Source organism: Parabacteroides leei (genome assembly GCF_023369805.1).
Lineage (GTDB): Bacteria > Bacteroidota > Bacteroidia > Bacteroidales > Tannerellaceae > Parabacteroides > Parabacteroides leei.
Window position 1 is genome coordinate 215,071 of record NZ_JAMBQG010000009.1, and the last position, 22,993, is coordinate 238,063.

The 22,993-nt window shown below is 42.9% G+C and carries 19 protein-coding genes; 11 read left to right on the forward strand and 8 right to left on the reverse strand.

Features of this window, described 5'->3' with window-relative positions; translation table 11 throughout:
* The first annotated feature begins 28 nt into the window (after positions 1-28).
* The 4 genes from M1P97_RS14705 (at position 29) to M1P97_RS14720 (ending at position 4,022) form a co-directional block, all read left to right on the forward strand.
* Positions 29-955, forward strand: a complete 927-nt coding sequence (locus tag M1P97_RS14705; RefSeq protein ID WP_249389478.1) for a Mur ligase family protein — start codon at positions 29-31, stop codon at positions 953-955.
* The gene (locus M1P97_RS14710) at positions 952-1,500 is read left to right on the forward strand and encodes a DUF4924 family protein (protein ID WP_195372519.1); all 549 of its coding nucleotides are present in this window, start codon (positions 952-954) and stop codon (positions 1,498-1,500) included. The genes M1P97_RS14705 and M1P97_RS14710 overlap by 4 nt, the downstream gene beginning before the upstream one ends.
* Before the next feature lie 4 nt (positions 1,501-1,504).
* On the forward strand, positions 1,505-2,365 hold the full coding sequence (rfbD, locus tag M1P97_RS14715) for a dTDP-4-dehydrorhamnose reductase (protein WP_249389479.1): 861 nt from the start codon (positions 1,505-1,507) through the stop codon (positions 2,363-2,365).
* Positions 2,366-2,441: 76 nt separating this feature from the next.
* Positions 2,442-4,022, forward strand: coding sequence for a peptide chain release factor 3 (locus M1P97_RS14720; RefSeq protein ID WP_195372527.1), 1,581 nt, complete (start codon positions 2,442-2,444; stop codon positions 4,020-4,022).
* 387 nt (positions 4,023-4,409) lie between these two features.
* Here the strand turns inward: M1P97_RS14720 and M1P97_RS14725 are convergent, their stop codons facing one another.
* The 5 genes from M1P97_RS14725 to M1P97_RS14745 form a co-directional block, all read right to left on the reverse strand.
* Complete coding sequence (locus M1P97_RS14725) at positions 4,410-5,102, reverse strand: YjjG family noncanonical pyrimidine nucleotidase (RefSeq protein ID WP_195372547.1); 693 nt, start codon at positions 5,100-5,102, stop codon at positions 4,410-4,412.
* Positions 5,102-5,974, reverse strand: coding sequence for a Cbp1 family collagen-binding glycoprotein adhesin (locus tag M1P97_RS14730; RefSeq protein ID WP_195372528.1), 873 nt, complete (start codon positions 5,972-5,974; stop codon positions 5,102-5,104). The genes M1P97_RS14725 and M1P97_RS14730 overlap by 1 nt, the downstream gene beginning before the upstream one ends.
* Before the next feature lie 18 nt (positions 5,975-5,992).
* Positions 5,993-6,697: a 16S rRNA (cytidine(1402)-2'-O)-methyltransferase gene (gene rsmI / locus M1P97_RS14735; RefSeq protein ID WP_129731913.1), complete on the reverse strand. Its 705-nt coding sequence runs from the start codon at positions 6,695-6,697 to the stop codon at positions 5,993-5,995.
* A 3-nt stretch (positions 6,698-6,700) separates the two neighbouring features.
* On the reverse strand, positions 6,701-7,393 hold the full coding sequence (locus tag M1P97_RS14740) for a hypothetical protein (protein ID WP_249389480.1): 693 nt from the start codon (positions 7,391-7,393) through the stop codon (positions 6,701-6,703).
* A gap of 110 nt (positions 7,394-7,503) precedes the next feature.
* Positions 7,504-8,919: an ATP-dependent DNA helicase gene (locus M1P97_RS14745; protein WP_195372530.1), complete on the reverse strand. Its 1,416-nt coding sequence runs from the start codon at positions 8,917-8,919 to the stop codon at positions 7,504-7,506.
* Positions 8,920-9,014: 95 nt separating this feature from the next.
* Between M1P97_RS14745 and M1P97_RS14750 the strand changes: the two genes are divergently transcribed.
* Genes M1P97_RS14750 through rsmD form a run of 3 tightly spaced genes read left to right on the forward strand, consistent with a single transcriptional unit; the run spans position 9,015 to position 11,016 of the window.
* Positions 9,015-9,641 carry a hypothetical protein gene (locus M1P97_RS14750; RefSeq protein WP_195372531.1) on the forward strand — a complete coding sequence of 209 codons (627 nt, stop codon included), beginning with the start codon at positions 9,015-9,017 and terminating at the stop codon, positions 9,639-9,641.
* Positions 9,642-9,652: 11 nt separating this feature from the next.
* On the forward strand, positions 9,653-10,480 hold the full coding sequence (locus M1P97_RS14755) for a DUF3822 family protein (protein ID WP_249389481.1): 828 nt from the start codon (positions 9,653-9,655) through the stop codon (positions 10,478-10,480).
* The gene (gene rsmD / locus M1P97_RS14760) at positions 10,468-11,016 is read left to right on the forward strand and encodes a 16S rRNA (guanine(966)-N(2))-methyltransferase RsmD (protein WP_195372533.1); all 549 of its coding nucleotides are present in this window, start codon (positions 10,468-10,470) and stop codon (positions 11,014-11,016) included. Before M1P97_RS14755 ends, rsmD begins: the two co-directional genes overlap by 13 nt.
* Here rsmD and cls read toward each other — a convergent pair.
* Positions 11,013-12,452 carry a cardiolipin synthase gene (cls, locus tag M1P97_RS14765; RefSeq protein ID WP_195372534.1) on the reverse strand — a complete coding sequence of 480 codons (1,440 nt, stop codon included), beginning with the start codon at positions 12,450-12,452 and terminating at the stop codon, positions 11,013-11,015. The genes rsmD and cls overlap by 4 nt on opposite strands.
* A gap of 96 nt (positions 12,453-12,548) precedes the next feature.
* On the opposite strand from cls, the gene M1P97_RS14770 reads away from it, so the two are divergent.
* Both M1P97_RS14770 and M1P97_RS14775 read left to right on the forward strand, forming a co-directional pair.
* Positions 12,549-13,142, forward strand: coding sequence for a rhomboid family intramembrane serine protease (locus tag M1P97_RS14770; protein WP_249389482.1), 594 nt, complete (start codon positions 12,549-12,551; stop codon positions 13,140-13,142).
* Between the two features lie 109 nt (positions 13,143-13,251).
* Complete coding sequence (locus M1P97_RS14775; protein ID WP_249389483.1) at positions 13,252-14,538, forward strand: Gfo/Idh/MocA family protein; 1,287 nt, start codon at positions 13,252-13,254, stop codon at positions 14,536-14,538.
* 102 nt (positions 14,539-14,640) lie between these two features.
* Here the strand turns inward: M1P97_RS14775 and M1P97_RS14780 are convergent, their stop codons facing one another.
* Both M1P97_RS14780 and M1P97_RS14785 read right to left on the reverse strand, forming a co-directional pair.
* Positions 14,641-17,442 (reverse strand): TonB-dependent receptor, encoded by a 2,802-nt coding sequence (locus M1P97_RS14780; protein WP_249389484.1) that lies wholly within the window; start codon positions 17,440-17,442, stop codon positions 14,641-14,643.
* 208 nt (positions 17,443-17,650) lie between these two features.
* Positions 17,651-18,208, reverse strand: a complete 558-nt coding sequence (locus M1P97_RS14785; protein WP_249389485.1) for an RNA polymerase sigma-70 factor — start codon at positions 18,206-18,208, stop codon at positions 17,651-17,653.
* 154 nt (positions 18,209-18,362) lie between these two features.
* On the opposite strand from M1P97_RS14785, the gene M1P97_RS14790 reads away from it, so the two are divergent.
* Together M1P97_RS14790 and M1P97_RS14795 are read left to right on the forward strand one after the other, a co-directional pair.
* A complete protein-coding gene (locus tag M1P97_RS14790; RefSeq protein WP_249389486.1) occupies positions 18,363-19,418 on the forward strand; it encodes a FecR family protein in 1,056 nt (351 codons plus the stop codon).
* Between the two features lie 189 nt (positions 19,419-19,607).
* On the forward strand, positions 19,608-22,991 hold the full coding sequence (locus M1P97_RS14795; RefSeq protein WP_249389487.1) for a TonB-dependent receptor: 3,384 nt from the start codon (positions 19,608-19,610) through the stop codon (positions 22,989-22,991).
* Positions 22,992-22,993: the final 2 nt, after the last annotated feature.

Sequence of the window (22,993 nt, forward strand, 5' to 3'; positions counted from 1 at the left end):
TGTGTACATTTGCGCCAAAATCTAAGCGATGCGAAAAGTTCATTTAATCTCCGTAACCGAACCTCTTGTGCTTGACCTGGCTTTGGCTATTCATGAGAAGGGATATGAAGTAAGCGTTTCAGGCGACGGTATAACAGAAGAAGTTGTTGCAAAGCTTCGTGCTGCAGGTTGTACTTGTCATGGAAACGGATGGTTTCCGGAGAGATTAATAAAGGATAGTAATTTTGTCGTTCTGGGTGCAACTGTTAAACAAGACAATCCGGAGCTGATGAAGGCAAAAGAATTAGGATTACTGATTCTCTCAATCCCTGAATTCATATTTCAGCGTACCAAGGAGAAAACACGGGTAGTTGTTGCGGGAAGTCGTGGGAAGAAATCAATTATCTCGATGATTGTTTGTGCTCTTCAGCGACAGAAGCTGGTTTTTGATTACGCCCTGACAAGTGAAGTTCCTCTGCTGCCAAACCGGGTACGGATGAGCTATGAAGCACGCATTGCCCTGATTGAAGGTGACGAGCATGTCACTTCGGCATTGGAAAAACGTTTCCAGCTGGAGTTCTACCGTCCGCATATCGCTATACTGACCAATTTGTCGTGGACACCGGACACTGACCATCCTACGGCGGATGCCTACTACGATACCTTCCGTAACTTCACCACCCTGATCGAACGCGAAGGTAAATTGATCTATTTCGAAGGCGACCGTGTTGTAAAGCAGTTGGCTGAGGATGTACGTGAAGACATCACCGCCATTCCGTATGCAGAACATGCCGTGATCGAGAAAGACGGAGCAACCTTCTTACAGACCCGTTACGGTGACTTTCCGATACGGATCCCCGACAGTTATTTCCTGACAAATCTGAATGCTGCCCGTCTGGCTTGCCGCCAGTTAGGTGTTAAAGATGCCGATTTTTATCGGGCGTTATCCGAATATAGTGTATCTTTGTCGCTATGATTATAGCAAAACAGAAAAGAAAAGAAAATATAGCCGAGTATTTGTTATACATGTGGCAGGTGGAAGACCTGATACGTGCCAATCATTTTGATATCGACTCTATCCGCCGTACGGTCATTTCCCAATACGACCAGCCGGATGAAGTAAAGGAAGAGATCGCTGTCTGGTATGAAGAACTGATCGAAATGATGCGTAGTGAAGGCGTAATGGAAAAGGGACACATCCAGTTAAATAAGAATGTGATCATCACCCTGACCGACCTGCATCTGCGGCTGCTTAAATCTACAAAAGAAATGATTTACGGGGCGGCCTACTATAAAACGCTCCCACATATAGTTCAGCTCCGGACTAAATCCGGGGGAGAAGAGTTACCCGAACTGGAAACATGCTTTAATGCAATCTATGGTTTTCTGCTTCTCAGGATGCAGGGAAAGCCGGTAAGCCCGGAAACACAGGAAGCGATCAAGCAGATCAGTTCTTTTCTGGCCCTTCTTGCCGAGAAGTATCGTGAGGATATGAACGGAGAACTGAAATTAGAAGATTAAAAACATGAAAACAATTTTAGTAACAGGTGCCAACGGACAGCTGGGTAATTCTATTCGTGTGCTGGCCGGGCAATATCCGCAATACAATTTCCTGTTTACGGATGTCGATACGTTGGATATAACAGATCCGGCAGCTGTAAAAGCTGCAGTAAAAGACAATCAGGTAAACTATATTATAAACTGTGCCGCTTACACGGCGGTAGATAAGGCGGAAGATAATGAAGAGCTCTGCCGCCGATTGAACAGCTTTGCCGTATGTGTACTGGGTGAAGCGGCCCGTGAAGCCGGAGCAAAGATGATCCATGTCTCTACCGACTATGTATTCAGTGGTACGGGTTATTGTCCATACAAGGAAACCGACGGTACACGTCCGGTTTCTGTCTATGGCCGTACCAAACTGGCCGGTGAAGAAGGGTTGATGGAAGTTTGCCCTGATGCGGTAATCATCCGTACAGCGTGGCTGTATTCCGAGTTCGGAAGTAATTTTGTAAAGACAGTGCTCCGCCTGGGCAAAGAAAGGGATGAACTGGGTTTTGTGTTCGACCAGGTAGGGACACCTACCTATGCGGGAGATTTGGCTGCTGCGATCCTTTCCGTGGTTACTGCCGATGAAAAAGGAGCCTTTGTTCCGGGTATCTACCATTATTCGAACGAAGGTGTTTGCAGCTGGTACGACTTCACCGTGAAAATCTTGCAAATAGCCGGAATAGATTGCCGTATCCGTCCTATTGAAACAAAAGATTATCCGACAAAGGCTGTACGTCCCCCTTATAGTGTGTTGAATAAGAATAAGATAAAAGAAACATACGGTGTCGCTATCCCACATTGGGAAGCCAGTCTCCGTGTATGTATGGGGAAATTGTAGGTTGTTGATAACCCTGTTGATAAGTATGTTGAAAACCCCGTTGAAAACCCTGTTGAAATAAAATAAACTATATAAGATGAGTCAATATTCAGAAGAGATTAAAAGAAGAAGAACGTTTGCTATTGTCAGCCACCCGGATGCCGGTAAGACTACGCTTACAGAAAAGCTGTTGCTGTTCGGAGGGGCTATCCATGTGGCCGGTGCCGTAAAGTCTAATAAGATTAAGAAGACGGCGACATCCGACTGGATGGAGATAGAAAAACAACGTGGAATCTCCGTTGCAACCTCTGTAATGGCTTTCGATTATGAAGATCATAAAGTAAATATCCTCGATACTCCCGGTCACCAGGACTTCGCCGAAGATACTTTCCGCACATTGACGGCCGTAGACAGTGTGATTATCGTGATCGACATTGCCAAGGGGGTGGAAGCACAGACCCGTAAACTGATGGAAGTCTGCCGTATGCGTAAGACCCCGGTGATCGTGTTTGTCAACAAGATGGACCGCGACGGTAAAGATCCTTTCGATCTTCTGGATGAGATTGAAGAAGAATTGCATATCAACGTACGCCCGTTGAGCTGGCCGATCGATATGGGACAGCGTTTCAAAGGCGTATATAATATATATGAACAGAAACTCGACCTGTATACGCCGAGTAAACAATATGTAACGGAGAAGATCGAGTTCCGCGATATCAACAGTCCGGAACTGGAAAATCATATCGGTGATACTCTGGCCGATAAGCTCCGTGCAGATATCGAACTGATCGAAGGTGTTTATCCGGAGTTCGATGTGGATACTTACCTCAGAGGAGATATCGCTCCCGTGTTCTTTGGTTCTGCCCTGAATAATTTCGGTGTGAAGGAGTTACTCGACTGCTTTGTCAAGATCGCCCCGTCGCCCCGTCCTATACAGGCTGTCGAACGTGTGGTCGATCCGGAGGAAGATAACTTTACAGGTTTCATCTTTAAGATCCATGCGAATATGGACCCGAACCACCGCAGTTGTATTGCTTTCGTGAAGATCTGTTCAGGTCGCTTCGAACGTAATGCGCCTTACAAGCATGTCCGTTTCGGCAAGCAGATGCGTTTCAGTAGTCCGACAGCGTTTATGGCTCAGAAGAAGGAGACGGTGGATGAAGCTTTTGCCGGCGATATCATCGGTCTGCCTGATACCGGAAACTTCAAGATCGGCGATACGCTTACCGGCGGTGAAGAGTTGCACTTCAAAGGATTGCCAAGCTTCTCTCCGGAAATGTTTAAATACATCGAGAATGCCGATCCGATGAAGGCAAAACAGCTGAACAAGGGTATCGAACAGTTGATGGACGAAGGGGTTGCACAGTTGTTTACTAACCAGTTCAACGGCCGTAAGATCATCGGTACGGTAGGACAGTTGCAGTTTGAAGTTATCCAGTACCGCTTATTGCATGAATACGGTGCACAATGTAAATGGGAGCCTATCAGCCTCTATAAAGCCTGCTGGATCGAAAGTGAAAACCGGACGGCTTTGGAAAACTTCAAGAAACGTAAATCGCAGTATATGGCGGTCGACAAGGAAGGTCGTGATGTCTATCTGGCCGACTCCGGCTATGTATTGACGATGGCACAGCAGGACTTCCCGGATATCAAGTTCCACTTTACTTCCGAGTTCTGATAAAATTGAACGAACAAACTCATTCTATATAAGAAGAGCCGTGTCGATACTTTCAACACGGCTCTTTCTTCATCTTGTCTTAAAGATGAATCCTCTTATTGTATTTTCCAATACACAACAAAGGCCCATTGCAGAGGAGACCATAATTTCCCGGGCAGGAAACGCGAATTTCCTCCGCAGGGAATTGGAGTTTCCTGCCCGGGAAATTGCAGTTTTCTGCGGAGGGAACTATGGTTTCCTAAGAAGGGAATTGCCGGGGGAACTGGAGTTTCATATTTCTCATGGTCGGAGACTTTGGTTATTGTCAGATTCATGTCATTCACATTCAAGAATACTCATTCCTGAATGTGATATAAATACAAAAGAGAAACGTGCATTCTATGGAGATTATAGTATCTTTTTTATCTCTTCCAGGCTACTGACCGTATAAGTCGGAGTGAATTTCCGGGGAGATAATCCTTGTGGATTGAACCAGAGTTGGTCTATTCGGGATTGGTGGGCACCGAAAATATCGGCTTCGAAGCAGTCGCCTATCATCAGGGTTTCGTTGCGACGGGAGTTGGTGTTGATCAGGGCGAAGTCGAAAATTCCTTTATGCGGCTTTTGGATACCGGCATCTTCCGACAGGATCATTCGTTTGAAGTAAGGAGCCAGTCCGGAGTTGCGGAGCTTCTTGTCTTGTACTTCGCGGAAGCCGTTCGATAAGATATACATACGGTAAGAGGGGCGAAGGTATTCCAATAATTCGATAGCACCTTTGACAAGCCGCGTCTTGGTGGTGGTACGTTGCAGGAAATCGTTGTTGACTGCCAGCACTTCCCTGGTATCTTCAATACCCATCGGGCGTAGCACGTAACGGAAACGGTCGACGATAAGTGTTTGCCGGTCGATCTCTCCGGCACGGTATTGTTTCCACAGCAATTCGTTGTGCGGCCAATAGATATCAAAGAAAGCCTCGAAGGAGGCATAATACCGATCAAAGTGGTGATCGGTATAAATCTCTTCGAGGCATTCTTTATTATTATGGTACGTATCCCAAAGGGTATCGTCCAAATCTATAAAGAGGTTTTTGTATTTCATCATCCTACTTCAATAACCAGATATTTACCCAGGCTCCAGAATGTTTTCGGGTCTGTGATATTCAAAGTCAGATTACCGTCTTCGTCTTTCACGAATTCGTAAGAACCTTCCGGATGGTTGGATTTCAGTTTTGCTTTACCTGCAAATAAAGGAATTTCTTTTACTTCGCGGATATCTACAGAGATAAAGTAATCCTTGTTGAAGCCGCTCTGCAATACTTTTGATTTAGAGAAAAGGCCGCCTCCGGAAAGGATCTTCTGATCTTTCAGTTCTTTGGCAGTACCGAAACAGTAGTAAGCTGTGTTGATTGCCTTGTCCTGTTTGTTCAGTTTATCGGACTGCGCAGCTGCTGTTGTTGCCAGGCTTTCCACATCTTCATTCAGTGAAGAGACCATCTCGTCCAGTTCCTGGATACGTACGTTCTTCTTTGCCAGGTCTTCTTGAAGGGCGACGATCATAGTTGCTTTCTGATCCAGTTCGGATGAAAGGCGGTTGATCGTTTTCTTCAGTGCAGCTGACTGGATACCACTCTTTTTCAGTTTGTCTTCCAGCTGGCTGATCGTTTCCTTATTCTTTTTCAAGGTTTCGCTGATCAGCTGCATGTTTTCCTTGATCTGTTCGCGATTGCTTTTGCTGAATTCGCCACCTGATTGCTGTTGAAGGTTCAGGTAGTTTTCGGCATCACGGATAGATTGTATGTCTGCCTCTACATCATTTAATGTAGTAAGGATTTCATTCATTTCGCTGGATGCTTTCGTATTCTCTATTTTCAAAGAATCGTTTTCAGCTTTCAACTTCTTATATTCTGCCGAGTTCTGTCCGCAGGATACCAGTAATGTTGCGCAGGTACAAATTAATAATAACTTCTTCATTTTCTTCTTGTTTTTGTGTTAAACATCTTTTTCTGTCTCTTTTTCTTTTTTATCTTTCAAGCCTGCTAATACTATAACAATCTCACCTCTCGGATCGTTCACGGTAAAGTGTGCTATAACCTCTTCCAGGGTTCCGCGGACAGTCTCTTCGTGCAGTTTGGATATTTCGCGCGAGACGGAGACTTGCCGGTCGCTCCCGAAGAATTCGGCTAGTTGGGTTAGCGTCTTTACCAATCGGAAAGGTGACTCATAAAAAATGATCGTTCTGTTTTCGGTAGACAACTCCTTCAGGCGGGTCTGGCGTCCTTTCTTCTGAGGGAGGAATCCTTCGAAGCAGAATTTCTCGTTGGGTAACCCTGAGTTAACCAGGGCCGGAACGAAAGCAGTGGCTCCCGGAAGGCATTCGACATCTACACCTTGTCGTACACATTCCCTGACCAGCATAAAGCCGGGATCGGAAATGGCCGGCGTACCGGCATCGGAAACAAGTGCAATGTTTTCGCCGCCTTTGATGCGGGAGGCGATTTGCTCCACGGTCTTATGTTCGTTGAACTTGTGGTGCGACTGCATCTTATTTTGTATCTCAAAATGTTTCAGCAGAATACCGGTCGTGCGTGTATCTTCAGCCAGGATCAAGTCGGCTTCCTTCAATACACGGATAGCCCGGAAGGTCATGTCTTCCAGGTTTCCTACGGGAGTCGGTACAACTGTTAACTTTGCCATATCTTATAGGAATCGTTTTTCAAGTAGTTTGATGAAGTCGGCTACGGCTTCATCTTCTATATTCCACTTCAGTTCGTTATTTAAATAGGTGACCGATTCTTCGTACGAATGAATATCGTTGAGGTCGGTGATCGCCTTATTCATTTTTTCTTCACTACCTCCGAACAGTTCGCGGCGGAAACGGAAACGGTCGTTCAGACTGAATGCCTTACGGAAGTCGGAGAGATTTTTTTTCTCCAGTATATCACTCAGGAAAACACCTTGTTTCTCCGTTGTAACGGATTTGTGAAGCACTTCCGTTGTTGCCTTAGGTTCGACAACGGGGGCAGGTACTGGTTCGGGCTGTACGGTAACAGCCGGCTCCGGTATACTAACTTCCGGTTGTTGAATCACTGGCTCCGGTTGTTTAACAATCGGGGTCGGTTGGATCGTTTCCTCGGGAGCAACCGGCATCGGTGCGGCGACAGGGTTTGGTAACGACTGGATCAGAGCCTGGTGGGCTTCCATCTGTTCGCGCAGCATCTCGATCTGGGCTGTTTCCAGCGAATGAAGATCATTCAGTATCTTATGTGTCAGATTAAAAGTCTGGCTAAAGAAGGATACCGGATAAACTTCTGCATCACGCATCCCAGCTATCAACGTCTCTAGTTCCTTGAGGTCAAGTAACAGATAATCTATTTTTTCTTTATTTGCCATTCCTGAATTTAATATTTACAAGACCGTGTTTACAACGCTTTTGTCTTAATTGCAACAAAAATAACTATTTCTATTAATGTAACGTGATTAATAGGTAAAAAAGTGTGCTGTCACTCAACAAATTCATCCGGTAAATTAACTAGATATAACCGATGGGTGGCACGGGTGAAGGCGGTATAGAGCCAACGGTAGAAGTCTTCGCCCAGCATTTCTTCTGTCATGTAGCCAATGTCGAGGAAGACGTTCATCCATTGTCCGCCCTGGGCTTTGTGGCAAGTGATGGCGTAGGCATATTTTACCTGTACCACATTGTAGTGCGGGTCGGCCTTCATCTTTTTCATCTTACCTGCTTTGGTCGGAATATCGTCATAGTCTTCCAATATGGTGTAAAACAATTTATCATTAAGCTCTTTAGGCAGGGCTGGCGCGTCTGTCTGCAAGGTGTCCAGCAGGATCTTGATATCTATTTCAAGGTCGTAATCCTGGAAACGTACGGTGACATCGGCGAAGCGGAATCCGTATAGTTCACTGGTACGTCTGACACGGAGCACCTGCACGATCTCTCCGTTGGCGATGAAGTCCATCTCTTTGCATTCGCTGGTCCAGTAGTAGTTGTTCTTGGCAACCATCAGGCGGTCGCCCGACGATAACTCTTCCTCTCTATACAGGATACGGTTGCGGATACCGTTATTGTAGATCGTTGCCCGCTTGTTCGACCGGCAGATGATCATTGTATCTTCCACACCGTCGCGACTGTAAGCCGACGATATCTCTTCGATCAATTCGTCACCGTTCACTTTCCTGAAATCGGCGAACCCTTTCAGGTTGAGCTTCGGATAGATCTCTACGGTGTTCTCCCGTAAGGCATTGCGTAAGCGGGTGGCATTGAATAAGATACCGGAATCTTCACTCTGCCTGACCACCTGTGTCAACGTGATTTCGCTGACGGTGAGGTTATAGCCTTTTAATATCTCAGCATTCAGTGCCGGGCTTTCGGTCTGCATGACCGGAGGAAGCTGTGCCACGTCGCCCATCAGGATCAGCCGGCAGTTCTCTCCGGAGTAAACATACTGTATCAGATCGTCCAATAAACGCCCTGTGCCGAAAAATGAGGAATCCAACCCGTCGTTTGAGATCATGGAGGCTTCATCTACTATAAATAATGTATCTTTATGTAAATTGTCTGAGGGTAAAAATCCGGTCGGTTCGTTGGAGAAAGCCTTCTGCCGGTAAATCTTTTTATGTATGGTGAAGGCTTTATGACCGGAGTAATTGGAGAATACCTTGGCCGCTCTTCCGGTGGGTGCGAGCAAAACCGTTTTCTGTTTTAGTTCAGTCAACGTTTTGACAAGGGCACCGACCAGAGATGTCTTTCCTGTTCCCGCATATCCTTTCAGCAATAAAATGGAGTCGTTTTCGTCTGAAAGCAGAAAGTCGGTCAGTATTTTTAATGCCGAATTCTGGTCTTCAGTAGGATTATATGGGAAATTTTGCGTAATTTGGCGGCTTAAATAACTATTTATCATTTTGATTGCAATAATTTTGGTGATAAAGGTAGTGTATTAAATATTCTTTTTTAAATTTGCCGAACGAAATAAATTCAAAAAAAACAATACAAACCATGAAAGTTACATTAAAGATTTTAGTAGCCGCTGCAGTTCTCCTGCTAGTTTACATGTGCTATAGAAGCATTATGACGCCGATCGAGTTCAATGCTGAAAAAGATTCGCGTGAAAGTGCTATTAAGGCTCGTCTGATCGATATCCGTAAAGCTCAGATCGAGTACAAGAATGTGTATAAAACACATGCAGGTAGTTTTGCCGATTTGATCAAGTTCCTGAAGGACGACAAGCTTCCGTTCCTGATCAAGGAAGGTGTTTTGACTGACGAGCAGCTGGAAAAAGGTATGACAGAGAAAGAAGCTGTAAAGAAAGGTTTGATCAGACGTGATACGGTTTGGGTAATTGCCAAGGATACTTTGTTCGGTGCCAACTACAATGTTGACGACCTGAAAATGGTTCCGGGTACAAACATTCAGTTTGATATGGATACTGCAACGCTGACTTCAGGCTCCGGTTATACTATTAAAGTATTTGAAGCAGGCGTTAAGTATGACGATTATCTGGGTGACCTGGACAAACAGTTGGTTGTAAACTTGAAGGATAAAGCTGATAAGCTGAGCAAATATCCGGGCTTGCGCGTAGGTTCACTGACTGAAATTAATAACAACGCAGGTAACTGGGAATAATTTTATCGCTTATGACTATCAGTATTCCTGATACGTTGACTGCTGATAATTCTGGAAAATATATAATGTCCATTCGGCTTAGGTCGGATGGACTTTCTTTTTCAGGATACAGTCCTTCGGAGAATGAAAGTTTCTTTTACAGGAACGTGGAATTCGACCGGACGAAGCCTTATATCGCTTCATTGAAAGAGTTCTTCTTTGAACATGAATTCCTCACCTATTCCTATAAGCGGACAAATCTGGTTTGTGTCACACCACAGTACACCATTGTGCCGGAAGAGGTATTTTCCGATAAGCAGAAGAATGATTTGTTGTCATTCACATTTCTGGCTCCGGAAAGCAGGTGTCTGAATAATCCCTTGACACGGGAATCTGTGGAGGTTGTGTTCGGAATCGATGAAGAAGTCTATGAGTTCTGTTCACGTTCGCTGATCAATCCGGCTTTTATTCATCATATCACACCCCAACTGGCTTTATGGAAACAGCAGAGCCGGCTGTTGATCCCACGTCAGTTGTATGTGGTCCTGCATCGCCGGATGATGGATGTAGTTTGTTATGCCGGAGGGGCGTTGCTTTTTGCCAATTCGTTCGAGTATGACAAACCTGACGATATTCTCTACTATATATTATATGTATGGAAACAGGTGGGGATGGACCAGGAGAAGGATCAGCTTCATATGTATGGAGGTGCTTCCCTTCGTAACAGCATCACTGCTACATTGCGGAATTATATACAATATATCAGTCCGGCTGAAATACCGTCGGATGCTTACTTATTGGGAGCCGAGGTTGTACAGGCTCCGTTGGATTTAATAGCTTTATCTGTATGCGAATTATAAGTGGAATATATGGGCGCAGGCGCTTCGATGTACCGTCATCTTTCAGTGCACGGCCAACAACTGACTTTGCCAAAGAAAATCTTTTCAATGTGATTAACAACCTGACCGACCTGGAAGGGATTGATGCGCTCGATCTGTTTGCCGGGACGGGCAGTATCTCGTTCGAACTGTTGTCGCGGGAGTGTAAAAGCGTGACGGCTGTGGAGAAGAATAATGCGCATGCCTCTTTTATTGCGAAGGTGGCAAAAGAATTGAAGACCGATTCGCTGCACCTGATCCGTGGTGATGTATTTCGCTATCTTCATTCGGCCCCGAAACAGGGGTTCGACTTTATTTTTGCCGATCCTCCCTATGCTCTGAAAGAGTTGCCGGAAGTACCGGTACTGGTATTCGAAAAGGATCTGTTGCGTGACGGAGGTATCTTTGTCATGGAACATCCCAGAGACAATGATTTCTCGGAACTTCCTTATTTTAATCAGCGCCGGGTATACGGTTCTGTTAATTTCAGCATCTTCATCAGAGAGGAAAAGGCTTAGAGGAGCGGTGAGAACAATCGCATGAACGACTCTATCAGCCGTTGTTTGGCGGGACGTTTCAGCCAGCGTGAAGGAACCAGCCGTTCGCAACTGTGCAGGTCATGTTGAAATACCCGTTTCATTTGAAGGGCGAAAGAAGGTTGGTAGACGAAGGCGTTTATCTCGAAATTATGTTCGAAGCTTCGAAAGTCCATATTGGCTGAACCTATACAGGCCAGTGCATCATCTGTGATCATTAGTTTGGAGTGGAGGAATCCCGGTTTATAGAAATACACTTTTACACCGGCTTTTACCATCTCGTCTATGAAAGAATGTGTTGCCATGTTGGCTGTCCGCGTATCCGAACGTTTGGGAAGCATAAGACGTACGTCCACTCCTCCCAGTGCCGCGATCAGTAAAGCCTGGTTCAGTCCTTCGGTGGGAAGGAAATAGGGTGTCTGTATGTAAATATACTTTTTCGCATTGGCTATCGTGAAGATATAGGCCTGCAATAAGGTGCGCCATTGGCCGACCGGGCCGCTTGTCACAATCTGCATGATGTTGTCGTCGTGATATATTTTTGCCGGGGGATAAAATATCTTATCGTTCAACAGGTTCTTGCTGACAACATACCAGTCGATCAGGAACGCGGACTGAAGCCCGTGTACACCTTTACCGATAATCCGGAAGTGCGTATCGCGCCAGGTTCCCCATTCGGTCCCTTTTTCATACCGGTCAGCGATGTTCATACCTCCCATATAACCGATCTGTCCGTCTATCACAACGATTTTCCGGTGATTTCGATAGTTTACCTTACTGGTGAAGACCGGGAATGCTACTTTCAGGAAGGCATGAACTTCTATTCCGGCTTCCTTCATCTCATTGAAGAATTTGTCTTTTACATTCCAACAGCCCACATCATCGTATAGAACACGAACTTTGACTCCCTCCTTAGCCTTTGCTATCAAGGCATCTTTGAAACGTATCCCGACTTCGTCATCACAAAAGATATAATACTGGAAATGAATGTGGTGTGTAGCCTCCTGTATATCTTTAAGCAGGTCTTTAAATTTTTCTTCCCCGTTTGTATAGATTTGAATTTCGCTCCCGTAAAGGAGGGACGATTGGTTGTTGTTATTTAAAAGCGTAACCAGCGGTTGGTATGGATCGGGTACGGTACAGGCATCCTGGGGAAGTTTACCTTCCTGCGGGCGCTTCATAATGCGTTTGTAAGTCCTACGCGAGATAATACGCTGCTTTCTGTTATCCTGTCCGAAAAAGAAATAGAAGAACAAACCGACACCGGGAGCCAGTAATAATACAATTACCCAGGGGATGGTTTTTAACGGGTTCCTGTTTTCTGCAATGATAACCAATACCAGCCCCATGATCGTGATGGAGTATAATAGAATGAATATTACCCCAACGACCCATTGTATATGTATGACTGCCGGCATCTTTTTTATAATTTGTTACAGGTTGATAAAGGTAATAAGGTAATTCGGAAATAACAAATCTTTACTACATTTGCCGGATATATAAACTGAAAGAAGATGATTACATATATTATTATAGGTATAACGGTCGTTGTTTCGTATCTCTGTTTCAATAATCAGGAGTTATTTCGCAAATTAGCGCTGATACCTTACCGGACGGTAAAGAACAATGAATGGTATCGTTTGGTTACACATGGTTTTGTACATGCGGATATGACGCACCTGCTGGTGAATATGTTTACATTCTGGTCGTTCGGAACGTATATAGAAAGTATATTCGGTTATCTCGGGTTCGGAACCTGGGGATATCTTGGTCTTTATTTCGGAGGAATGGTCTTTGCTTCCGTATATGATGTATTGAAACATCATAATGATCCGTATTATGTTTCTATCGGAGCATCCGGTGCGGTATCGGCTATTTTATTTTCCTCTATCCTTTTCGATCCGTGGAGTAAGATATTGCTGTTTGCCATTATTCCGATTCCGGGAATTATCTTCGGTGTGCTCTATCTGGCTTATTGTCAATATATGGCTAAACGTAGTGGGGACAATATCAATCACAATGCCCATTTTTACGGTGCTGTCTATGGTTTTCTGTACCCGGCTTTACTTAATCCTTCGTTGATAAAAGCCTTCCTTTCTCACTTTTAATCGGAATGTTTTCTGTGTTTAGTACTGATCAAGTATTTGTTTTTTAAGGTATTATTTATAGATTTGTGGAAATATCTCAATTTGTAAGTAATACCATAAGACAGACACAATGAAAAGAAGAAACTTCATCCGAAGCGGAGCTCTGGCGATTGCGGGCTTCACCATTTTACCTCGTCACATTTTAGGAGGAACAAATTTTGTAGCTCCCAGCGACCAGATCAATCTGGGAATTATCGGCTGTGGGGCACAAGGCCGGTGGACACTTGCCCCGGAGTTTGCCCGGCGCGCCAATCTGATAGCTGCAGCCGATTGCGAGTCCCGCCAGCTGAAAGCCATGCAGGAAATTGTTGAGAAAGAAACAACGAAGGCAAAAGGACAGGCTTATAAAGGATTCAAACTCTATGCAGATTATCATGAACTATTGAACCGAAGCGATATCGATGGTGTAATCATAGCAACCCCCGATCATTGGCATGCTGTACAAACCATCGAAGCATGTCGTGCCGGGAAAGATGTGTATGTGGAGAAACCGATGTCGCATAGTATAGAAGAGGGCAGGGCGATGGCCGATGCAGTGGAAAAATACAACCGTGTATTGCAGGTGGGGAATATGCAACGTTCATGGCGAAACTTCCGTCATGCCTGTGAGTTAGTTCGTAACGGATATATCGGGGAGATCAAAGAAGTGAAAGTTTCCATCGGACCTCCTCCTGTAAAATACGATCTGCCTGCACAGCCTGTTCCTAAAACTCTGGACTGGGAAATGTGGATCGGTCCGGCTCCGATGAATGTCTACAATGAGGAACTGGCTCCGCCAATGGAACGGAATACATTTCCAAACTGGCGTAACTACCGGGAATACGGTGGTGGTATGATCTGTGACTGGGGTGCTCATATGTTTGATATTGCCCAATGGGCGCTAGGCATGGACGACTCCGGCCCGATCGAATTTACTCCTCCCGAGGAAGGCGAGTTGAAGCCACTCAGCATGCGTTATGCCAATGGTACCGTTATGACGCATGAGCCTTTCCGTAAGGCTGATGGTAATGCAGTCCGCTTTATCGGTTCGGACGGTGTGATCGATATCAGCCGTAGCTTCCTGGATACTATCCCTGCTAAATTACAGGATGAAGTGATAGGGGATGATAAGATCAAACTCTATAAAAGTGACGATCATTATAGTGATTTCCTTACAGCGATGAAGACACGTAAACAGCCGCTCAGTACTGTTGAAATCGGTCATCGTACGGCTTCCTTGTGCCATATCGTCAATCTGTGTTACGAATTTGATCGTAAATTGGTTTGGAATCCGGAAAAAGAGGAGTTCTTCTTTGATGACGAAGCGAACAAACGGCGTGGTAATCTGATACGCGAACCGTATAGCCTGAAAGTATAGTATATATAATAATGTATAGGAAAATGTAAGCGGTGGTAAAAACTCATAGGAGTTTTACCACCGCTTACTATTTTATACTCTGGAAAGTTTCGTATTCTTATATCAGAATCGTGGAGGTCCACCGGGACCACCGTGACCTCTGCCGCCCGGTCCACGAACATCGTTCATACTGGCACCTCCCTTGAAGATGCTGAACCGGTAGATGAAGTGAACCATAAAATAACTGCTCAACGTATTATACTCGGAATACTGCGTATATTCGGTATTTATAGTCTGGGAGATGTTACTGCGTTGTTGCAGGATATCATAGATCTTGAAACGTAATGTTGCTTGATTACCTTTCAGGAACGACTTGGAAGCGGAAGCATTCCATAAAACTTCTTTTTGTTTATATCCTGTTGCATAGCCGGAGTTGGCCGACCAGGTGATATCGCTTTCGATCTTGAAATCAAGTGGAAGATAAATCGCCGTTGTCCCTCCAACACCGTAGTTGAACGTATTCTGATCGTTTTGTCCCTGCAATGAGTTTTGAGCACCGTTGTAACGGATATTCCCGTTTATTCCCAAGTCTAAATAATCCGACCGGAAATCGAAACCGGCACGTTCCATTGCCGTGAAATTCTTATTCGTATTTTTTTCTTCATTGATGAAACCATTGGTGTTGGCATACGCGGCCATAGTCATGGAATTGACAGAGAACTTCTTGTTCTTCAGCGGTGTGTTGAACAGGACGCGAACGTTTCCGTTGTAGTTTCCGTTTATATTTTCATAAGTAGTCATCTTTTTACCGGATTCTCCCAGGTAAATCGATTTGGTAACGATGTCATTTACTATGTAATTGGCATTCAACATAATCATGAAAGCGGTCTGTTTCTCAGGAACGAATTTCTGAAAACGTGCGAACAGGTTATTCGAATAGGTCGGTTTCAGGTCAGGATTACCGGTGATAGTGTTCAACGGGTCGGAAATATCGTCTACCGGTTGCAACTGTGTCATGCTCGGCTGACTGGTGCGTCCCCGGTAATTGATCCTTAAATTCGTACGTTTGTCAAACCGATAATTGAAACGGATCATTGGTGATACGTTGAACACATTGCGGGTCAGCTTGGAGAGAACCGAGTCACCGACAAAGTTTTCACTTACGCTGTGGGAAGGAGCAAAGTTCATACCGACAGTATAATCGTATTTTTCGCGTATCGCCTTGAACGCCAGACTGGCTTCCTGGTTGATGAAGTTGTTGCGGTAACTTTTACTGTATGCTGTGTCCAGTACATTATAATCTTCACTATCTTCTCCTTTTACATACGAATTTTTCAGTGACTCCTGTTTATTCTGGCTGAAACTGTAAGTCGCCTGGATGAAATTATTATGTCCGATCGGTTCTACCCACGACAAATAAGCCCGGTAATTGAAACCTTTGTTATCGTATCTGAACTGTTGGTCGATCAATTCGTTCGGAGTATTTCCCAGAAAATATTCCGTGTTCGAGAAATTCAATCCTTTATTATATGAATCGCTTACTCCTCCGGATAAAGATCCGCTAAGTACACGACCTTCGTTATTTAGCTTCCGGCTGAATTCCAAACGGGCATTTACATTGTAACCTTCTCCGTCGGAAAGGTAATCGGATTTTCCCAGATTGACCGAATCTCCCCGATTGGTCAATGTGTTAAACGAACCAAACTCGCGGTTATGGCTGTTGCTGTAAGTGAAACTTGGCTGGAAAATGATTTGGGTAGCCGTATCCGGTTTCCATTCCATACGGAAATCAGCACCGATGTTATCGCTTTTTGTATTGCTGTTGTTTAGTTCGTTCTTGATTGTGGAACTATCGTTAGGTAAAAAGTTTGTCCGGTTGGTTCTGCTTTCAGCTTCATTATCCGAATGGGAGAAACGTACGTTACCCCCAAGTGTCATTTTTTTATTGAACTCTTTACTGAAGTTCAGGCCCGCATTACCGGAAGAGGTGATACCGTTCCCGGCTCCACCGCCTCCCCGTCCTCCGCGTCGTCCACCCATTCCGGAGAACATTGTAGAAGCGATGTCCGAAAATCCCATATTATTCGTATTATTCAAACCTCCCATGAAGGTGATCTGGTCGTTGTTGATAAACCGGTTGATCATAGCGTTTCCTTCATACCTGTCTTTGCTGCCATAGCCGGCGAAAGCATTTCCGAACCAACCTTGTTTCATTCCTGGCTTGACGGTCAGGTTGATAACGGTCTCTTCGTCTCCGTCATCAAATCCGGTCATCCGTGCCATATCGCTCAAACGGTCGAGCACCTGTACCTTTTCGATCATCTTGGTCGGCAGATTCTTGGAAGCAACCTTCGGATCGTCGGAGAAGAATTCTTTTCCGTCAATCAATACCTTTTTGATCTCTTTTCCATTAACTGTGATTTTACCTTCGCTGTCGACTTCCACACCTGGCATCTTTTTCAACAGGTCTTCCAAAACGGAGCCTTCTGTCGTCTTATAAGAGTCGGCGTTATATTCGACAGTGTCGTTGCGGACAACCACTTCCGGTGCCTTACCGATAACAATGGCTTCCCCCAGCATGATGGAACCGTCGCTGAGTGCCAGCTTACCGACATTGACAGGGTTGTTTTTTCCAGTGATCCGTAAAGGTTGGTATAAAGGATCGAAACCAACAAAAGAAACGTGCAATAGATAACTGCCAGCCTTAATCCCCTTCAGCGTGAAGTTCCCGTTACGCGAACTGGCCACGCCTCCAACCATCGTACTGTCTTTTACATTTAATAAGCGGACCGTAGCCTGTTCGATAGGCTCGTTGTTCCCCTCTTCCACCACTGTACCAGTGACATCAACTCCACCCCGCTGTGCAAATGCCGGCAAAGAAAAGAGAATAAGAAATAACCAAAAAAAGTATCTTCCCGATTTCATAACTAATGTATTATCTGTATCTAACAAATGTATTCCCAGACTGGTTTCCGGGTACGAGAAGATAGACAAAAGGAATTGGATTAAGTTTAAAAATATATGTGGCGATTTTGATTTATTAACAAAAAAAGGAAGCGGTTAATACTGTAGATTTATAAAAAAGATCCTCCCTTCAATTGATTTTGTTACCGGGGAAATCAATTAAAGAATTTCACAGGGATAAGAATGACAAAAGGGGCAGATAGTCTTTCAGTTTGACCCGTAGTATTTTTAGGGCCTGGCTTATTCTGTATTCGACGGTTTTGACGGAAACGTTGAGTTTGTCGGCTATCTGGACATTGGTTTGTTCTCCGAAACGGCTTAAGGTAAAGGTCTCACGGTAGGTATCGGGAAGTTCACTAATGGCTTTGTTTATATTTTCAGTCAGCTCGTTTACTAAATAGTAATCAGGATCTTCAAACTGATCCTTGAGCTTATCATAAATTACGTTATGTACCCGTTCATGGTATAAGTTCTTTTTGATGGCATTCAGGCAGCGATGTTTGGTTGATATGAAAAGATAAGACTTCAGCGATGTCTCAATGACGAGATTTTCCTTTGTCTCCCAGATGAATAACATCAGATCTTGCACAAGTTCCTCGGAATCTTCATCAGATATATATTGGGAGGCGTATTCGCATAAAGGTGAGTAATACTTAATAAACAGTTGTTTATAAGCGAGCTTATCACCTTTTTGTAATTGGTTGATTATGGAAACATCGTTTGTCATTGCTTGTAAATCTTGGTCTGCAGTTCACAAAGGTAGATTTTTTATTTTAAATAATTCATCAGTTAGGATTGCAATTGTATAGTACAGAAAAATTTGAAAAAAAGATTGAATTCCTTTTAGGGTATTGCTTATCCAGTTTTGTCGTATATATAGAATGGAAGAAAAAAATGTACATATTGAAGGATTTGAACCTGACGAGTCGCTCCTATTAAGATATATCTGGGAGAAAGTTTCGGTCGAGGAAAGAGTGTGGGTGGATAACTGGCTACAGGATGATGAAGAACACGAAAATGTGTTGTTGCAATTAGCCAATATATATTATGCGATTCATACACAGCAACGTATAGAAGCGCGTGATCCTTTGGATGCTTATGTTAAGGTCCAAAAGCGTATATCACTTCCACGACGAAAAATTTGGTTATATCATGTTTACCAGGCAATAGCTTGCTTTGTGGGTATATTGGTACTGTCTACAGCTATTGTTCTTTGGATAGAGAAGGATGTAAACATAGATACACAAATGGTAACGGTGCAAGCAAATGCGGGAATGCGTACGTCTTTTAATCTTCCAGACGGAACTATTGCCTATTTGAATTCTGGAAGTGTACTCTCATATCCCTTATCCTATAATAAAAAAGAAAGAAGGGTAGAACTCACGGGGGAGGCTTATTTTAAGGTAGTGCATAATTCGGAACAACCATTTGTCGTAAGTGTTGCTAATGACAAGATGAGAGTGAAAGTTCTAGGAACGGAGTTTAATTTACAGTCATATAAAGAAGAAACTGTTGTACGGACAACATTGGTATCTGGTTCTGTAAATATAGAAATGGTAAAAAAAGGAAGTATTGTTTCTAGGACGAAACTTAAGCCCTCTGAAAAAGCCGTTTATGATATAATTTCTGGTATTATGTCTGTATCTACGGTAAATACAGAGTTTGACACTGCATGGAAAGATGGACGTTTGATATTTAAGGATATGCTGTTGCCTGAAGTTTTAAATAAACTGGCTTATTTCTATAATGTTAAATTTGAAGTGAAAGATACAGCCATAAATAGTTATCGCTTTACTGGTACATTTGATAACAAGCAGTTATCGCAGGTTCTGGACTATTTGAAAATATCATCACGGATAAAATACACGATTAATCATATAAAATCAGATGATAGTTTAAGAGTTCAATATTCTACTGTCGTGTTAGAGATGGAATAGTATTATTACACTAGTATAAATGTTAAACTTTAAATGTGCATGCCTATGAATAGATGAAAAAACAATAGACTCTATTGAAAAACATACGGAAATATGTTATCAGCATATCCCCGTATGAAATAATCGATAGTTAGTCTTAAAACGGGACTAAATGAAATTATTTTTTAATCTTAAATCAATTACAAAAATATGGTAAAGAATTATTATATCCAACGGGATAGTAATATTTGTGTCTTTAGAATCATTCCTAAAATAAGAAGAATTACGAAGTTAACTTGTTTATTGTTCTTGTTGTCAGCAAATTTAGTTTTAGCTTCTCATGTGTATGCACAATCTGCCCTTCTCTCTGTTAAAGCAACTGAGAAGACGGTAATGGAAGTGTTGGATGAAATTGAAAAACAATCAGAATTCAAGTTTTTCTATAATAGTAAATTGGTGAATGTTCATCGTAAAGTATCTTTAGAAGCGAACGGAGAGAATGTTTTTGTTATTTTGGACCGTTTGTTCAAAAGTTCGGATGTCCGTTATAAAGTTATTGATAAAGATGTTATATTAACGACGGTTGCATCCGGAGAACTTTCTCAGGATTTAAAAAGGATAACAGGTAGAGTTGTAGATCACTTAGGGGAACCGGTTATCGGGGCTAATGTTGTAGAGAAAGGAACAACGAATGGAACAATTACTGATATTGATGGTAACTTTTCTTTGGATGTAAACTCTAATGCGACTTTGATATTTTCTTATATCGGATATGAAAGAAAAGAAGTTTTGGCTGATGGCAAGCATAATTTGTCGGTACAATTAGAAGAAGATTCCGAATCTCTGGATGAAGTGATTGTCATTGGTTACGGCACTACTAAAAGACAGGATTTCACTGGATCTGTATCTTCCGTCAGATTGGAAGACTCTCCAGTTGCTTTAGCCAGTAATCTGAATGCACTTGAATCTCTTAAAGGAAATGTGGCTGGACTTGATATTGGTGCAACTAACTCTGCTGGTGGGGAACCTTCTATGGAAATGCGTGGTCAGAAATCTATCTCAGGATCCAATGATCCGTTGATCGTTGTGGATGGTGTAATCTTTATGGGAAGTATCAATGATATCAATCCGAATGATATTGCTTCTTATGATATTCTGAAAGATGCGACTTCGGCTGCAGCTTACGGTTCTCGTTCTGCGAATGGTGTAATTATTATTACGACAAAAAAAGGGCGTACCGGGAAACCGGTCATTACACTTAATGCTACCGGTAGTATGCAGACTTGGCAGAATCGTCCAGAATTGATGAAAGGTGAACAATGGCTGGAATCGGTTATGGCTAGAAATAATAGTTCTGACTTGAGTTGGCTTACTCCGCAGGAAGCATTGAATAGAGATGCAGGAAGAGAAATTAACTGGCTTGATGAATCAACCCGTACAGGATGGGTACAGGATTATCAATTGGCTGTCTCTGGAGCTGGTGAAAAACTGAATTATTACTTGTCTACATCTTATGCCGATAATAAAGGTGTAATCATTGGGGATAATTATAAACGCATATCAGTACTAGGAAAGATTAATGCTGATATAACCAGCTGGTTTCAGATTGGGGTGGATGCTGCTTATACTTTTTCGGACTATTCAGGTGTGGGAGCCAATTTGAATATGGCAACTATGGTAACTCCTTATGGAATGATGTATCATGACGAAGAAAATGGATTATTGGAAAAATATCCACAAACACAGTCTATAGTTAATCCGTTATGGGGAGTAACTGATGGTTCACGCGATAACATAGACAAACGCAATAATTATCGTATTAATGCTTATGCTGTAGTTAAATTACCTTGGGTAGAGGGACTTAGTTATCGCATAAATTATGCAGGTAATATGAGTAAGAATAAGGAGGGAGATTTCTATTATGAATCCAATTATGTGAGAGAAGGGGCGTATGATGATGAAAGCAGGTATACTCCGGCTGCCTATCAGAATTTACTGGCAAAAGCCAATGGAACGATCAAGCATAAAATGACGGATAGTTGGGTGATTGATAACATCCTGAATTATAAAAATACTTTTGGTAAGCATACGATTGATTTAACAGCTGTAGCTACACGTGACCGTAAAGATTATGAAGAGAATATCCTAAAAGGAAGTGATTTTGCAGCGAATGGGAATACTACTTTAGGTATCAACGGACTTCACAAAGCGAGAACGCAGAAAGTAGAACTCGATAAGAATAGACGTTCAAATATAGGTTATCTTGGACGTGCTTCTTATTCGTTTAATGATCGTTATTTTTTAACAGCTTCTTTCCGTCGTGATGGTGCTTCAGTTTTCGGGGCAAATCAAAAATGGGGAAACTTTGCAGCTGCAGGTATTGCATGGAATATCACCCGCGAAAGCTTTATGGAAAATATTCACTTTTTAGATAATCTGAAAGTTAAATTGTCTTGGGGTAAAAACGGTAACCAGGGACTTGATCCTTATGGAACACTTTCCACTGTTAAAAATGGGTCATCGGGAGGAATCCGCTACGAGTTTGCGAATAGTAGTAATATTATTTACGGTTTACAGGCCGATGCTTTAGGTAATGCAAATCTGGGATGGGAATCTACTGAATCATGGAATACGGGTTTAGAATCGGCTTGGCTGGGTAATCGGTTGTTTTTCGATATGGATCTTTATTTTTCTAAAACAACCGACCAGATATTTACTCGTGATATCCCGGTTATGACAGGGTTCAAGAATATAAAATCTTCTATGGGGCAAGTGAATAATAGAGGTGTTGAGATGACTGTTCGTTCTGTTAATATAGACAATCGGGATTGGCGATGGACAACTGGTATAACTTTCTGGCTAAATCGTAATAAACTTGTACATCTTTATGGTGAAGACCTTGATGGCGATGGCAAAGAAGATGACGATATTTCCAACAGCCGGTTTATCGGTAAACCACTAGGGGCTATTTATGGTTATGTGCAGAATGGTATCGTGCAAGAAGATAATTTGGAATATATCAAAGCAAATGGTGTTACGGCCGGGATTCCAATGTATAAAGATTTAGATAACGATGGGGTTATCACATCTATGGATCGTGATATTTTGGGATATACTACTCCGAATTTTAAATTGAATATGAGTAATACTGTTACTTATAAAAATTGGGATCTTTATATTATGCTTACTGGCACATTCGGTGGCGGAGGTTATTATTTGAAATCAAATACTGCTGCTTATATGACAAATGGTTCTGGTTTGTTTAATTCCAATAGTATTTATATTCCCTGGTGGACACCGGAAAATAGAAGTAATGTATATCCTTCTGCTACATTTTCTGGGGATGGTGGTCGTTTTCAGGGTTTACAGAATCGCGGGTTTGTACGTATACAAGATGTTACATTATCTTATACATTCCGTGAAGCATGGGTGAAAAGGTTGAATATTCAGAATTTTAAGTTATTCTTAACAGCAAAAAATCTAGCTACTTTTACTAATTGGGAAGGTGGAGATCCAGAAGTGGGTACCGTTGTTCGGGATGATAAATACCCAGTCCTTACTTCTTATAGCCTTGGTGTAAATCTAAGTTTCTAACC

Coding starts and splice junctions, on each gene's coding strand:
- M1P97_RS14725 (WP_195372547.1), bottom strand. CDS start 5,102: ATGAAATACAAAAACCTCTTTATAGATTTGGACGATACCCTTTGGGAT.
- M1P97_RS14795 (WP_249389487.1), top strand. CDS start 19,608: ATGGTAAAGAATTATTATATCCAACGGGATAGTAATATTTGTGTCTTT.
- M1P97_RS14745 (WP_195372530.1), bottom strand. CDS start 8,919: ATGATAAATAGTTATTTAAGCCGCCAAATTACGCAAAATTTCCCATAT.
- M1P97_RS14755 (WP_249389481.1), top strand. CDS start 9,653: ATGACTATCAGTATTCCTGATACGTTGACTGCTGATAATTCTGGAAAA.
- M1P97_RS14750 (WP_195372531.1), top strand. CDS start 9,015: ATGAAAGTTACATTAAAGATTTTAGTAGCCGCTGCAGTTCTCCTGCTA.
- M1P97_RS14775 (WP_249389483.1), top strand. CDS start 13,252: ATGAAAAGAAGAAACTTCATCCGAAGCGGAGCTCTGGCGATTGCGGGC.
- M1P97_RS14785 (WP_249389485.1), bottom strand. CDS start 18,208: ATGACAAACGATGTTTCCATAATCAACCAATTACAAAAAGGTGATAAG.
- M1P97_RS14720 (WP_195372527.1), top strand. CDS start 2,442: ATGAGTCAATATTCAGAAGAGATTAAAAGAAGAAGAACGTTTGCTATT.
- M1P97_RS14730 (WP_195372528.1), bottom strand. CDS start 5,974: ATGAAGAAGTTATTATTAATTTGTACCTGCGCAACATTACTGGTATCC.
- M1P97_RS14705 (WP_249389478.1), top strand. CDS start 29: ATGCGAAAAGTTCATTTAATCTCCGTAACCGAACCTCTTGTGCTTGAC.
- M1P97_RS14790 (WP_249389486.1), top strand. CDS start 18,363: ATGGAAGAAAAAAATGTACATATTGAAGGATTTGAACCTGACGAGTCG.
- cls (WP_195372534.1), bottom strand. CDS start 12,452: ATGCCGGCAGTCATACATATACAATGGGTCGTTGGGGTAATATTCATT.
- M1P97_RS14770 (WP_249389482.1), top strand. CDS start 12,549: ATGATTACATATATTATTATAGGTATAACGGTCGTTGTTTCGTATCTC.
- rfbD (WP_249389479.1), top strand. CDS start 1,505: ATGAAAACAATTTTAGTAACAGGTGCCAACGGACAGCTGGGTAATTCT.
- rsmI (WP_129731913.1), bottom strand. CDS start 6,697: ATGGCAAAGTTAACAGTTGTACCGACTCCCGTAGGAAACCTGGAAGAC.
- M1P97_RS14780 (WP_249389484.1), bottom strand. CDS start 17,442: ATGAAATCGGGAAGATACTTTTTTTGGTTATTTCTTATTCTCTTTTCT.
- M1P97_RS14740 (WP_249389480.1), bottom strand. CDS start 7,393: ATGGCAAATAAAGAAAAAATAGATTATCTGTTACTTGACCTCAAGGAA.
- M1P97_RS14710 (WP_195372519.1), top strand. CDS start 952: ATGATTATAGCAAAACAGAAAAGAAAAGAAAATATAGCCGAGTATTTG.
- rsmD (WP_195372533.1), top strand. CDS start 10,468: ATGCGAATTATAAGTGGAATATATGGGCGCAGGCGCTTCGATGTACCG.